This window comes from Ruegeria sp. BG7 (genome assembly GCF_056535685.1).
Window position 1 is genome coordinate 649,255 of sequence record NZ_JBQFIU010000001.1, and the last position, 12,915, is coordinate 662,169.

12 protein-coding genes and 1 pseudogene are annotated in these 12,915 nt (G+C 56.3%); 7 read left to right on the forward strand and 6 right to left on the reverse strand.

Going from position 1 to position 12,915, the window contains the following annotated elements; genetic code table 11:
- Positions 1 to 44: 44 nt before the first annotated feature.
- Positions 45 to 752: pseudogene (locus ACR3EH_RS03220) on the reverse strand (IS6 family transposase).
- A 130-nt stretch (positions 753 to 882) separates the two neighbouring features.
- On the opposite strand from ACR3EH_RS03220, the gene ACR3EH_RS03225 reads away from it, so the two are divergent.
- Positions 883 to 1,158, forward strand: a complete 276-nt coding sequence (locus ACR3EH_RS03225) for a hypothetical protein (protein ID WP_171182514.1) — start codon at positions 883 to 885, stop codon at positions 1,156 to 1,158.
- A gap of 105 nt (positions 1,159 to 1,263) precedes the next feature.
- On the opposite strand, the gene ACR3EH_RS03230 is transcribed toward ACR3EH_RS03225, so the two are convergent.
- The 5 genes from ACR3EH_RS03230 to ACR3EH_RS03250 form a co-directional block, all read right to left on the reverse strand.
- Complete coding sequence (locus ACR3EH_RS03230) at positions 1,264 to 2,226, reverse strand: ion transporter (protein WP_171182512.1); 963 nt, start codon at positions 2,224 to 2,226, stop codon at positions 1,264 to 1,266.
- Entirely contained in the window at positions 2,219 to 3,409 is a 1,191-nt protein-coding gene (locus ACR3EH_RS03235; RefSeq protein WP_171182510.1) for a low temperature requirement protein A, read from the reverse strand. Before ACR3EH_RS03235 ends, ACR3EH_RS03230 begins: the two co-directional genes overlap by 8 nt.
- Positions 3,410 to 3,608: 199 nt before the next feature.
- The gene (locus tag ACR3EH_RS03240; RefSeq protein ID WP_171182508.1) at positions 3,609 to 4,262 is read right to left on the reverse strand and encodes a DsbA family oxidoreductase; all 654 of its coding nucleotides are present in this window, start codon (positions 4,260 to 4,262) and stop codon (positions 3,609 to 3,611) included.
- A 3-nt stretch (positions 4,263 to 4,265) separates the two neighbouring features.
- A complete protein-coding gene (locus tag ACR3EH_RS03245; RefSeq protein ID WP_171182506.1) occupies positions 4,266 to 4,985 on the reverse strand; it encodes a glutathione S-transferase family protein in 720 nt (239 codons plus the stop codon).
- A complete protein-coding gene (locus tag ACR3EH_RS03250; RefSeq protein WP_171182504.1) occupies positions 4,972 to 5,580 on the reverse strand; it encodes an NAD(P)H-dependent oxidoreductase in 609 nt (202 codons plus the stop codon). Before ACR3EH_RS03250 ends, ACR3EH_RS03245 begins: the two co-directional genes overlap by 14 nt.
- A gap of 124 nt (positions 5,581 to 5,704) precedes the next feature.
- Between ACR3EH_RS03250 and ACR3EH_RS03255 the strand changes: the two genes are divergently transcribed.
- The 6 genes from ACR3EH_RS03255 to ACR3EH_RS03280 all read left to right on the forward strand — a co-directional run bounded on the left by ACR3EH_RS03255 (position 5,705) and on the right by ACR3EH_RS03280 (position 12,911).
- Positions 5,705 to 6,076 (forward strand): winged helix-turn-helix transcriptional regulator, encoded by a 372-nt coding sequence (locus ACR3EH_RS03255; RefSeq protein ID WP_253746361.1) that lies wholly within the window; start codon positions 5,705 to 5,707, stop codon positions 6,074 to 6,076.
- Positions 6,077 to 6,684: 608 nt separating this feature from the next.
- A complete protein-coding gene (locus ACR3EH_RS03260) occupies positions 6,685 to 7,269 on the forward strand; it encodes an ANTAR domain-containing response regulator (protein WP_171182502.1) in 585 nt (194 codons plus the stop codon).
- Positions 7,266 to 8,435, forward strand: a complete 1,170-nt coding sequence (locus ACR3EH_RS03265) for an ABC transporter substrate-binding protein (protein ID WP_171646739.1) — start codon at positions 7,266 to 7,268, stop codon at positions 8,433 to 8,435. The genes ACR3EH_RS03260 and ACR3EH_RS03265 overlap by 4 nt, the downstream gene beginning before the upstream one ends.
- A 270-nt stretch (positions 8,436 to 8,705) precedes the next feature.
- Positions 8,706 to 10,070 carry a CmpA/NrtA family ABC transporter substrate-binding protein gene (locus ACR3EH_RS03270; protein ID WP_171182499.1) on the forward strand — a complete coding sequence of 455 codons (1,365 nt, stop codon included), beginning with the start codon at positions 8,706 to 8,708 and terminating at the stop codon, positions 10,068 to 10,070.
- 73 nt (positions 10,071 to 10,143) lie between these two features.
- Positions 10,144 to 11,226, forward strand: a complete 1,083-nt coding sequence (locus ACR3EH_RS03275) for an ABC transporter permease (protein ID WP_171182497.1) — start codon at positions 10,144 to 10,146, stop codon at positions 11,224 to 11,226.
- Between the two features lie 5 nt (positions 11,227 to 11,231).
- Positions 11,232 to 12,911 (forward strand): ABC transporter ATP-binding protein, encoded by a 1,680-nt coding sequence (locus ACR3EH_RS03280; RefSeq protein ID WP_171182495.1) that lies wholly within the window; start codon positions 11,232 to 11,234, stop codon positions 12,909 to 12,911.
- Positions 12,912 to 12,915: the final 4 nt, after the last annotated feature.

Consider the following 12,915-nt stretch of genomic DNA (forward strand, 5'->3'; position numbering starts at 1 on the left):
AGACGAATTCTAACCAGCCTCAGTTTGACGCTAAAACCGCGTACCTATCTGGAACAAAGTTGACGCCACTCGGTGAGAACAGCGGTGCGTGTCAGCTTGAAGGTGTCTCGGCTGGCTAGCGTTCTTTCCTTGTTGAAGTTGTTGTCGACAGAGGAGTGGAAGGAGGCGAACTTCTGCAGGCTTCGCATGCGCCTGAAACGTTGCATGGCGCGTTCGCGCCGTCGGAACGGAAGGTGCGAATTCCCGACGTGGTTGTTGAGCCACCTGTTCGTCCTTTGTTTTTCGGTAACGCCAAGCAATCTGAGAGCGGCCCGGTACGATGCGAAACGATCCGTGACGACAGTTTCCGCTTTGCCGTGCCGCTTCATCAATTTCTTGTGGAATTTCAGTACTGAAGCTGTGTTTCGGCGTTTGGTGACAACGGCTTTCAGTACCTCGCCTTCGTTATAAACAGTCCGCCAAAGATAATGCCGCTTGCCATTTATCTTCACGAAAACCTTGTCCACGTGCCATTTCCATTTCGAGAACGCGCGCAGTTGCTAAAAACGCTTCCGGCTTATCTAAGCGGCAAACATCGGGCCAAACCTGTTCCACCAATATCGGACAGTTTCGCGACTCACGTCGATGCCTCGCTCGTGCAACAAATCTACGACACTCCGAGGCGAGAGCGGGAACGGGATGAACAGCATCACCGCAAGGCGGATGATCTTGGGACTAGTAAAAAAGTAATTGAAAGAGGTAGGTCTGATCATTGGCAAAAGCTGCGCAACACCCCTGCCCGGCTCAACCCACGTTCTTGTGACAAGACCCTCCGAGGTTCTATCCGGTCTCGCGAACAGGCAATTTGCTAAAATCGAAGCGGCGAAACAGCCCGATCCAGTAATGCACCTAAAGACCTATCTCGATCGATTTCTGGCGTCCAACTTGTCGCTGCCTGATGACGCGCAGCTGACTGTGCGAGCGTTATTGGACGTTCACGCAAATGCCAAAGTTTGGCCTATGAAGGCCTATCTGGACAGCTTGAATGAGATCGCCAGCCACACCCCGGTCGGGCAGGAATTAAGTAAAATCAAACTCCACGCCCGGGTATTTCAACTGATCGGAGCCGTGCGGTATTTTGCCATTTCGATGAACGCGATTGGGGGAATGTACGGATAAACGAATACCGGCGAACTGACGGCTCGTTTTTCCAAGCAAATCTCAGACACGGTAGACAGCTTGTTCGGGTCGTCACGCTGACGAGTGCAGAACGGAAGAGACTGTTCAAGGCCTGTCACTTTGCTTCGTTGGCTGACCGCAGGTAGGACAGTGATCAACCTGTGACATCGTTTCGGTATGCACGCGGTTTCGGATATGATCGGCAGCGCGGCGCGAGAGACCCAATTGCTTGCGAACTGCGTCAATTTCTTTCTCATCGGCCTCGCAGATATCGCCGTCTTCCAATGCCTTTCGAAATTCACGTTCCAGGCTGGCCCGTCGGCGGTGCAATTGGTCGTTCAGGCCACTGGCAATGATCCCTGCAGGCAACGCAGCCATACCGATTCCAATCACCGTGATCGCAGCGCCGAAGATCTTACCGGCAACTGTCACGGGCGTCACGTCGCCGTAACCAACGGTCGTCAGCGTTGCCATCGCCCACCACATCGCCGCTGGGATCGAGCCGAATGCCTCCGGTTGCGCCTCGTGCTCTGCCAGCCAAGCACCGCTGGCCGCAAAGATCAGCATCACCATCAGGATGAAGAAACCCGCAAAGAATGCGCCAGCCTCTTCCTCAAACACAGCAAGCAGCATGCCGAGTGCAGGCGAGTACCGAGTGAGTTTGAGTAGCCGCAACATACGGAAGGTTCGCAGTAGACGCAGATCAACCGGGAAGATCAAGTAGAGCAGCGCAGGTAAAATCGCCAGTAAATCGATGATGGCGATCGGGGAGACGGCCCATGCAGCGCGCGTTTTGTAATTTGGGTTTTCAGTGGCGACCCACAGCCTTGCCGCGTATTCGACCACGAAAACAAACAAAGAAAGACCCTCAAAGAAGTTCAGCGCCAAGCCCCAACGGAAATATATGGAGTCAACCGTTTCCAGGATAACGGCGGCCACGTTCAGCGTGATTAGGGCAATTAGAGCTATTTCAAGCAACCAGGGACCGGTGGCCGCCCGGTCCGGGCGCTCGAGCCACCAATAGACTTTTCTTTTTAGATAGCCTGAACTTGTAAGTGCCTCACTCATGTCGAAACTGCGTCCAGGCGCGCGTCAGGGGGATCACGATTTGCGATAGCAAAGCTGTCCCCCAGATCAGATTGCCTACCAAAGAGGGGACATGTGGGACGACAAAGAAACAGCCGATTGCAAGAATGATCCCAAACACCCGCACATCCCAGCGTCCAAAGTCCGATGCGAGGCGGTGTTCAATAACGTTCTGAAGCACCCAAAGCATAGCGATATATCCTGCCAGGCCGAAACAGCCTATGGCGGCATATTCGGTAGGATATGGTTCCCAAAATCCGACTTTGACCTCGGCAGCAAGAGCCACGCCGACCATGACGCCGCAAAGCATCAAGATCAGGTGCGCAAGCCACCAGATGACCAACGTCGACACCTTTTTGTCCTTTGGTTTGGCGTTGCCGACAAAGTCGAAATAGATCCAACACATCACGAACATCGAAACGCCACCGATGACGAAGTTGACCAGCACATCAGGTGATACTTTGTAAATGCCTTTCTCGGACAAGGTGACGACCAGTTTGAAGAACCCTTCGCCCAAAACGATCAGTGTCAGCAGAGCAAACCGTTCGGCCATGTGGCCAAGGCGGGGAACGAACCGCTCAAACCGCAGGACAGTGACTCCCGGGATCATGTACATTGCCTGCGTGGCCACCATAGCTGCCGCGAATACCCAATAGGCAAGCGAAGTTGGCAAAAAAGCCGCGATGGCAAAGATCACCGCAAAGACCGAAAAATTGCGGATCTGGGCGGTCGACATCGACTTGCCTGATGAATTGGCTCGCCGGGCGCGATAGTACAGCGCCGCGATCATGGCCCTGTTCGCAGCAAATCCTAACGCGAAGAAAACCCAACCCTTTCCGTCAATAGCCGGGATCGCAGCTGCCATGAACATCACAGTGCAGATCATCACGGCCATAATCAGCCTGTGCCAGAAATCGGTGCTGACGTAGATTGAGTTGAATATGCTGAGTTCGCCCCATGCGTACCAGAGCGTGATGAAGACCCCAGCGAACACAAGAAACCCATGTAGATCGAGATGATGCGACAAGTAGTTGCCCAGCAGAAAGATCGTCACGACATGGATCAGGTCGTAAAACAGCTCGGCCCAGTGGACATGGTCGTGCGCGTGGTCGAGGTCTTGGTGATGTTGCGGCTTCCGCCAGATGGGGTGATCATGCAGTGCCATGAATTAGGAACTCTTACAGGTTGAGAGGCTATAGTGGCCGGCTTGCGGCCACCCCGACTGAGGTTTTACTTTAAGAGGAAGGTTGTCGCGGAGACTAACGTCATGCAACCCCAACAATGGTTATTCAGCGATGGCACGCCGGGCAACACCCGTTCGATCGTGGAGTTGTTGCGCCGGAAGGGTCCGGAAGTCACGGGCGTTAAGCGGCCCTGTTGTCTCGTAAATGCAGCAGGATGCGGGCGTAGTTTTCCTCGCCCTGTGCGCCGGTCACAAGGTGATGGTGATCGAACACCATTGCGGGCACACCCTGAACACCTCGGCTGATCCAGTATTGCTCTTTCTGGCGTATGCGGTCAGTCCGGTCACGGCTTTGCAACATTGCCTGCGCGTCCGCGTGGTTCAGCCCGATGCCAGCGGCCGCATCGGCCAGAACCTTTATGTCCGAGATGTCCTCGCGGTGTGTAAAGAACGCCGAAAAAAGCGCCTGCTTCATTTCGTGGCCTTTGCCTTGCTCGGCGGCCCAGTCAATCAATTGATGCGCGCAGAAGGTGTTATACATGCGCATGTCATCGGCGTAATTGAACGTGAACCCCAGTGCTGCACCCATCTCGGTCAGGCGGGCTCGTGCCTGGATCGACCCTTCCAACGTGGTCCCGTATTTCGATGCCAGATGGTCGCGCAGGTTCTCGCCGCCTTCTGCCATCTCAGGGTTCAGTTCGAATGGTTGCCAGTGGAGATCAAGTTCGACGCCGGTGTCGCGTGCGGCTTTGGCCAGCTGGTAGTAACCAATCACACACCACGGACAAACAACGTCGGACACGATATCGACACGGAGTGGGGGAGCATCTGGCACGGCTTAGGTTCCTTTCACGTCGCCGGAAAAACGCGCCGCGTTTTCCTTGGCAAAGGCGCTGGCATCTGCGCTGGTGTCCCAGAACTGAGGGTTAGCCTTGGGGATGGTCAGCGCTCGCTGCACGGCGGGCCGGGCATCGATACGGTCAAACCAGGCGTTCAGATGCGGAAGATCCGACACATCCACCCGGGCCCAGACATAGGCACGCGCCCACGGGTACAGCATCATGTCAGCGATGGTGTATTCGTCCGCTGCAATCCATTCACGCCCGTCCAGCCGTGTGTTCATCACCTCCATCAATCGGCGGCTTTCGTCCACGTAGCGACGGATCGAGAACGGCTCTTCATGGCCATTTGGCGCAGCGATATGCTGGAAATACATCGCCTGTCCCATCATCGGTCCCACATGGCCGACCTGAAACAGCATCCACTGCACAACCTCGGACCGCTTGACCGGGTCCGACGGCAGGAATTTTCCATATTTCTCGGCCAGATGCCACAGGATCGCGCCGGATTCGAAGATGGCACGGCCTTCCGAGCGGTCCTCAATCGTTGGGATCTTTCCGTTTGGGTTCAGCGCTAGGTAATCCGGCGCCTTCTGTTCCTGTTTGGAAAAGTTGATATGGGTCAGTTCGTAGGGGATACCTGCCTCTTCCAGAAAAATGACCGGCTTGTAGCCGTTCATCGTGCCTGCGGTATACAGGTGAATATCAGGCTGGGACATGTTCAACCTCGACAAAAGTGGATTTCAGATGCGCGTCAAATCGAGCGAAATCGGCCTCGATTTCGGGGTTCTTCATAACATCGAAGGCAGCGAATGTCGGTAGGGCCTGCATACCGAAGAACTTGGCGTTGAGATGAATCGGGCGCAGCAGATCGTCGACGCTTGCTCCGGCAAAGAACGGCTCGGCGGGGTTGTCGAATGCTTCTTTCGGCGCATTGAATGTCACCGACAGCATGTATGTCATTCCGTTCAGTGATCCACCCATGCCGTAGTTGGCTTTTGGTGCGTCGGCGGTGCGACCGTCGCCTGTGCATAGGCGGCCATCCATTCCGGCTGTGTAGACCTCATCCATATATTTTTTGAAGATCCATGGGACGCCCATCCAGTTTACCGGGAACTGCATGATGACCGTATCTGCCCAAACGTGCGCCTCGACCTCTGAATTTGCGTCATAGCCATCAGCAACGGTGGTCATGCGTACTTCGTGGCCCATTGCGGCCAACGTGTCACGTGCGCGTTCGACGAGGCTGGCGTTCAACTGTCCGGGGGCGAACTCGTAGGGCTGGGCGCCGTTCACGATGAGGATTTTACTCATGTCCGTATCCTATATGTGCATTCTCTGAACCCTTGACTTTCGCCGGGTTCAGAGAGCATTTGAGAGTGCAGGTGTGAGAAATCAACTAGTATACTTTTAGTAACCTAGCTATCTGAGCGAAAGGATGACGATGCGAGCGCGGATTGAAGAGGACGCCAAGGGCCGTCGACAGGTCTCAGAGACCTGTCTGGAGCCATGCGCAATCGAAAGAGGGATGCGGATCATTGGTGGAAAATGGACCGGATCGATCTTGTGGCACCTCAAAGATGGTCCCGTACGTTTCAACGATCTGTCGCGTATGATCGGTGGAGCAAGCAAGAAGATGATCGCTGAGCGGTTGCGCCAGCTAGAGGATCAGGGGCTGGTGAGCCGACACGTGATGGATACCGCGCCGGTTTCCGTGCAGTATTCTATCACTGACCTTGGACGCACGGCACTTGGGTTTCTCGACGAATTGCGAAAGTGGAGCGAGGAGTTGCCTAACCGCTTACAGTGATGACTTTAGTCAATTTTCAATGATCTTAAAGCTTGAGTTGTTCTGACTGCGTACCGAACGAGGTTTTCACCAATCTGTCGATGAAGTGACAAGGTTACTTGCAACGGTAGTCCAAGGGTTTGCTTTCCCGAAGAAAGCAGTGTGAACAAATTTCTGCCCTCCGCTCAGTGCCATTTGAACCGACAGGTGACGTAACAGCTGTCCCGCAGGCAACAAGTTTTTTTGAACTAGGTTCTGGCATCCACAGCGAACGGCTGCTTTGGTGGCCGCAACGCGGCAGCGGCTTTGCCAAGTAAGCGGCAGCAAAGACCAGTCGATATGCATTGCGATTTCCGCTTTGCCCCGCGTTTCGGCCATTGGCACTAAGCGCAGCGAATGTCTGCCATCCGCCCATATTGTATTTCGCAATTGTCGCAAAACGCAACGAAGCCTCAATTCGCTAGGAAAGCCACTACGGCAGCTTTCTTTGATGGCATGCAAAAAAACTGTGCAGATATTGCGCTACACGCAAAATATAAGCTGAGAAATTGGGCGGACCGGCAGTCCGATGACTGCGTTTGATGACGTTGCAATTGCGATCAATGAGGCTTGGGCTCACTTGAGTTTCTATGAAACAACACCTGACTGTCGTTGTAGTAGAGCAGAATCAAGAACGTGCCTTTGCAATTGTAGACGCCTTAAAAGAGTCTGGGGACGTGGAGGTTTTTGTGATCGGCAATGTCTCCGGGCTGGCACGCAAAATCGCTACGCATGGCCCAGACATTGTTCTGATTGATATCGACAATCCCTCGCGCGATATGCTGGAAGAGCTGACCGTCGCGTCGGGTCCATTGGAACGTCCCGTTGCTATGTTCGTCTCGGGCGCAGCGGGCGGGTTGGCGAAAGCCGCTGTTGAGGCTGGGGTGTCAGCATATGTGGTCGACGGGTTGCAGGCTGAACGCATCAAACCTGTGATCGATACGGCCATCGCCCGCTTTCAGGTACTACGCCAGATGCGGACCGAACTGGCCGAAACCCGCCGTGCGCTGGAAGAGAGAAAAGTGATCGACCGCGCCAAAGGGCTGTTGATGAAAGCAAAGGGCGTGTCAGAGGACGAAGCTTATGCCCTGCTGCGCAAAACCGCGATGAACCAGAACCGCCGGGTCGCGGATGTGGCGGAAGCCCTGGTCACTGCTTCGGGGTTGTTGTCATGAGAACCGTTGCCCTACCCGTCGCCTACATGCCTCTGGTCGACGCGGCTCCGCTGATCGTTGCGCGCGAGATGGGTTTTGACCATGCCGAAGGCATCTCGCTCGACCTGCGTCCGGCCCCTTCATGGTCCTCTCTGCGCGACATGCTGGCCTTTGGGCATGTGGACGCAGCACATCTGCTGTCACCTGTCCCAGTTGCCATGGCCTTGGGTCTTGGTGGCATTGCCACACCGCTATCCGCTGTGTCTGTCTTGTCCTTGAATGGCAACGTTATTGGCGTTGGATCTCAATTGGCTGAGCGTCTGGCCGATCAGGGCTATGACTTCGATTTCTCCGATGCCGCCGCCGCTGGGGCCGCGCTGGCAAAGGCCGCTGGCGACGTTTTGGTGTTTGGCGTGCCCTTTCCGTTTTCAATGCATGTTGAGTTGCTGCGCTATTGGGTTGCGGGAACCGGACTCGCCTCGAAGCAGGTCGAAATCCGCACCGTTCCGCCCCCTCTCATGGCGCAGGCGCTTGCGGGTGGCGAGATTGACGCCTTCTGCGTGGGCGAGCCTTGGGGCTCATTCGCTGTGGATGACAATGTTGGAGCCTTGCTTTTGCCCGGTAAGGCGATCTGGACCTGCGCACCTGAAAAAGTGTTGGCGGTCAGAAATCACTGGGCAGAAAACGAACCGCATTTGCTGGGCGCACTCATGCGGGCCGTTTGGCGTGCGGGTCGTTGGCTGTCAAACGCGGACAGCCGAACAACCGCATCCGAGATGCTGTCGCGTAAAACATACCTTAACGTCTCTCCCGAGCTGATTGACCGAGCGCTGATGGGCGAATTCACTATCTCGGCACGCGGTGAGCAACGCCGTGTAAAAGGGTTTGTCGAGTTCTACGACGGTGCTGCCACCTTCCCTTGGCGCAGTCAGGCCAAGTGGATCGCGCATCAGCTGGCACTACGGAACGGGATCGATGTTAGCACGGCCGAACGTCAGGCAGCCCGAGTGTTTCGCAGCGATCTCTACCGGCGCGAACTGTTCGGGTTAGGTGCCGAAACCCCCGGAGCGTCGGAGAAGCTGGAGGGGGCGCTTCCAGTGTCGACTGCTGTAGCGTCGACAAACGGAAGCCTGATTCTGCCGCCGAATGTCTTCTTCGACCGTCGTATTTTCGAGCCGACAGGGTAAGAGCGCCTATTTTTTTTGCATTGCAGCATCAATTCACGCTGCAATGCAGAAAAATCGCGTTTTGACGCCAAAAACTGGATGACCGCCTAGATCAAGGATGTCTTAATCGGGTCATCGGTAGGCAACGAAGCCCACCGTCGGAATTCGCCCAACTGTTTGGGCACCTCACAAGAGCAAAGCCGCTCGACCAACCGCCAACTCCTCCCGGCGGTGTGTGTCGGCGGCTTTTTTGTTTGCCCAGCGGGTTGGGCTGAACCGAAAGGGATCGAAATGAAAAAGCTTTTACTAGGCCTCGCTGCGACAACGGCGCTTGTGTCTCCGGCACTGGCCGAACTGGAACTGGAAAAAGACGAGCTGACCTTTGGCTTTATCAAGCTGACCGACATGGCACCGTTGGCCGTCGCCTATGAGAACGGATATTTTCTGGACGAGGGTCTGTTCGTGACGCTTGAGGCACAGGCTAACTGGAAAGTCCTGCTGGACGGTGTGATCGACGGGCAGCTGGATGGCGCGCATATGCTGGCCGGACAGCCTTTGGCCGCAACCATTGGCTACGGTACCGAAGCCCATATCATCACGCCATTTTCGATGGACCTGAACGGCAACGGCATCACCGTATCCAACGAAGTTTGGGAAGAAATGAAGCCGAACATCCCCAAGATGGAGGATGGTCGCCCGCAGCACCCGATCAGCGCCGAGGCGCTTGCTCCGGTAGTCGAGAAGTACAAATCCGAGGGAAAACCCTTTAACATGGGCATGGTCTTCCCGGTTTCGACACACAACTACGAACTGCGTTATTGGCTGGCGGCAGGTGGACTGCATCCAGGTTTCTATAGCCCCGAAAATGTGACCGGTCAGATCGGCGCGGATGTGTTCCTGTCGGTGACGCCTCCGCCGCAGATGCCTGCCACGTTGGAGGCCGGTACGATCTTCGGCTACTGCGTGGGTGAGCCGTGGAACCAGCAGGCTGTGTTCAAGGGTATCGGCGTACCGGTGATCACTGACTATGAGCTGTGGAAGAACAACCCCGAAAAGGTCTTTGGCCTCAATGCCGAGTTCGCTGAACAGTACCCCAACACCACTCTGGCCGTGACCAAGGCCCTGATCCGGGCCGCGATGTGGCTGGACGAGAACGAAAACGCCAACCGCCCCGAAGCGGTCGAAATGCTCAGCCGCCCGGAATATGTGGGCGCAGACTATGAGGTCATCGCCAACTCGATGACCGGAACGTTTGAGTATGAGAAAGGCGACAAGCGTGAGGTTCCCGATTTCAACGTGTTCTTCCGCTACAACGCGACCTATCCCTTCTATTCGGACGCGGTCTGGTACCTGACCCAGATGCGCCGTTGGGGTCAGATCGCCGAAGCGAAACCAGACAGCTGGTATGACGAAGTCGCAAAGTCTGTCTACAAGCCCGAAATCTATCTGGAAGCCGCACGCCTGCTTGTCGACGAAGGCCTTGCGAATGAGGCCGACTTTCCTTGGGAGAGCGATGGTTACAAAGCGCCGACCCCAGCCGAGGATATCATCGACGGCATCGCCTATGACGGTCGTACCCCCAACGCCTATCTCGAAAGCCTGTCCATCGGTCTGAAGGGCGATCAGAAGATCGTCGGCTCGGACGTGCAAGGCTAATCCCGAAAATCCGCGCCCGGCATCTGCCGGGCGTGGCCCAAATATTGCCCCGCCATCGCAAGGACAAGATCAGATGACAACGGTCGATCCAGAATTCAACGCAGACGCCGCCCGAGAGGCGCGCCGCGCCCGCCTGTTCACCCGCATCAACGCCGCAGACAAGTGGTTTCAGGTGCTTGGCCTTAGCTGGGCCACCCCTGTTCTGAAGGCTGCCGCCGGAGACAATCCTCGCGCCCAGGTGACCGAGATCTGGCGTTTGCTGATCGTGCCTTTGTTGTCGATCTGTGCCTTCCTGCTTCTGTGGGCGACACTGGCCCCGAAAGTGCAGACCTCTTTGGGTGCAGTACCCGGACCGGCTCAGGTCTGGGAAGAAATGCTCAACCTCAACGAGGACGCACAAGCGAAGGCTGCCAAACGCGCCAAGTTCGAGGCTATGGTAGAGAAACGGAACCAGAAGCTGATCGATGCGGGCCGGGCGGATGAGGTCAAGCAAGTCGCCTATACCGGTGCGCCGTCCTACTATCAGCAGATCTGGACCTCGATCAAAACCGTGTTCTTCGGGTTCCTGATCGCGACCGTAGTAGCCGTACCTTTGGGGATCGCCGCTGGTCTGTCCCCAACTGCGAATGCGGCTCTGAACCCACTGATCCAGATCTTCAAGCCGGTCTCGCCGCTGGCATGGCTGCCGATTGTGACCATGATCGTCTCGGCGGTTTACGTCACCAATGACGGCTGGTTCGCGAAATCCTTTCTGATCTCGGCCATCACCGTGACACTTTGTTCGTTGTGGCCGACCCTGATCAATACCGCACTGGGCGTGGCGTCCATCGACAAGGACCTAGTGAACGTCTCCAAAGTTCTGAAAATGAACACTTATACCAAGATCACCAAGCTGGTGCTGCCTTCAGCGCTGCCGCTGATTTTCACCGGCCTGCGCCTGTCACTGGGTGTCGGCTGGATGGTTCTAATCGCCGCGGAAATGCTGGCGCAGAACCCCGGTCTGGGCAAATTTGTCTGGGATGAGTTCCAGAACGGTTCCTCCAGTTCGCTCGCCAAGATCATGGTTGCAGTCTTCACCATCGGCATCATTGGCTTCCTGCTGGACCGGGTGATGTACGCGCTGCAATCCCTGTTTACCTTCACGAATAACCGGTGATCGAGATGAGCATTCTTAGCTTCAAGAACGCCTCGAAATCCTTCGGCGAGGGCACTGCGCGCACGGATGTGCTGAAAGGCATCGATCTGGACGTGCAAGAGGGCGAGTTTCTGGTGATCCTCGGCTTCTCGGGCACCGGCAAGACCACCCTGATCAACCTGATGGCGGGGCTTGATAGCCCGACCAGCGGAGAGGTCACGTTCAAAGGCGCTCCGGTCAAAGGGCCAGGCCCGGAACGGGGCGTGATCTTTCAGAACTACTCGCTGATGCCGTGGCTAACGGTCAGCGGCAATGTGGGGTTGGCGGTCGATACGGTCTTCCCCGGTCTTAGTAAGACCGAAAAGGCCGAGAAGGTAGCGCATTATGTGCAGATGGTGGGCCTTAGCCATGCTGCTACGCGCCGCCCCGCAGAACTGTCCGGCGGGATGCGCCAGCGGGTCAACGTGGCGCGCGCCTTGTCGATGAACCCTGAGGTTCTGCTGCTGGATGAGCCTTTATCGGCGCTTGACGCGCTCACCCGCGCCAATCTGGCGGATGAGATCGAGCATATCTGGGAAGCTGACAAGAAAACCTGCGTTCTGATCACCAATGATGTGGACGAAGCGATCATTCTGGCCGACCGCATAATTGCCCTGAACCCTGATGGAACGCTGGGTCAGGAGTTCCGCGTGTCGATCCCGCGCCCGCGCGAACGCAGTGCCATGAACAACGATGAGACGTTCAAGCGCCTGCGCGCTGATGTCACCAAATACCTGATGGATGTGGGGATCGAGGCCAAGGTTGAAGGCTCGCGCATCCTGCCCGACGTGACGCCAATTCATGGCGTGCCCACGGCGGTAGCAGAGGCGCAGAAGGGGATGATCCAGGACCGGTTCCTCGACTTCTCACAATTGCACAAGGTCTACCCTACGCCCAAGGGCCCTCTGACCGTGGTCGAAGATTTCGACCTGAAAATCGACAAGGGCGAGTTCATCTCGTTGATCGGCCATTCGGGCTGCGGCAAGTCCACCGTTTTGACCATGGCAGCCGGGCTTAACGGCATCTCGAAAGGCGCGATCAAACTGGACGGTCGTCACGTCGAAGGGGCTGATCCAGAACGCGCCGTGGTGTTCCAATCGCCTAACCTGTTCCCCTGGCTCAGCGCCAAAGAGAATGTCGCGATCGGTGTGGATAAGGTCTACCCAAAAGCCAGCATGGCCGAGCGGCAGGATGTGGTCGAATACTATCTGGAACGCGTTGGTCTGGCCGATGCGATGGACAAATCCGCCTCTGACCTGTCGAACGGGATGAAGCAGCGCGTCGGCATCGCCCGCGCTTTTGCCCTGTCTCCCAAACTCCTGTTGCTGGATGAACCTTTTGGAATGCTCGACAGCCTCACCCGCTGGGAATTGCAGGAAGTGCTGATGGAGGTCTGGTCCCGCACTAAGGTCACCGCGATCTGTGTGACCCATGATGTGGACGAGGCGATCCTGCTGGCCGACCGCGTGGTGATGATGACCAACGGCCCACAGGCGACCATCGGCAAAATCACCAAGGTCGACCTGCCACGCCCACGCACGCGCAAAGCCCTGTTAGAGCACCCAGATTACTACGCCTACAGGCAGGAAGTCCTCGATTTTCTGGAAGAATACGAACATGGCGCCAAACCCAAAACACCTGCCCCCAAGGCGATTGCAGCGGAGTGAGATC

Bases quoted from the DNA above. Each gene is read 5' to 3' on its own strand.
- ACR3EH_RS03225 (WP_171182514.1), top strand. From the start codon at position 883: ATGCACCTAAAGACCTATCTCGATCGATTTCTGGCGTCCAACTTGTCG.
- ACR3EH_RS03230 (WP_171182512.1), bottom strand. From the start codon at position 2,226: ATGAGTGAGGCACTTACAAGTTCAGGCTATCTAAAAAGAAAAGTCTAT.
- ACR3EH_RS03235 (WP_171182510.1), bottom strand. From the start codon at position 3,409: ATGGCACTGCATGATCACCCCATCTGGCGGAAGCCGCAACATCACCAA.
- ACR3EH_RS03245 (WP_171182506.1), bottom strand. From the start codon at position 4,985: ATGTCCCAGCCTGATATTCACCTGTATACCGCAGGCACGATGAACGGC.
- ACR3EH_RS03250 (WP_171182504.1), bottom strand. From the start codon at position 5,580: ATGAGTAAAATCCTCATCGTGAACGGCGCCCAGCCCTACGAGTTCGCC.
- ACR3EH_RS03255 (WP_253746361.1), top strand. From the start codon at position 5,705: ATGACGATGCGAGCGCGGATTGAAGAGGACGCCAAGGGCCGTCGACAG.
- ACR3EH_RS03260 (WP_171182502.1), top strand. From the start codon at position 6,685: ATGAAACAACACCTGACTGTCGTTGTAGTAGAGCAGAATCAAGAACGT.
- ACR3EH_RS03265 (WP_171646739.1), top strand. From the start codon at position 7,266: ATGAGAACCGTTGCCCTACCCGTCGCCTACATGCCTCTGGTCGACGCG.
- ACR3EH_RS03270 (WP_171182499.1), top strand. From the start codon at position 8,706: ATGAAAAAGCTTTTACTAGGCCTCGCTGCGACAACGGCGCTTGTGTCT.
- ACR3EH_RS03275 (WP_171182497.1), top strand. From the start codon at position 10,144: ATGACAACGGTCGATCCAGAATTCAACGCAGACGCCGCCCGAGAGGCG.
- ACR3EH_RS03280 (WP_171182495.1), top strand. From the start codon at position 11,232: ATGAGCATTCTTAGCTTCAAGAACGCCTCGAAATCCTTCGGCGAGGGC.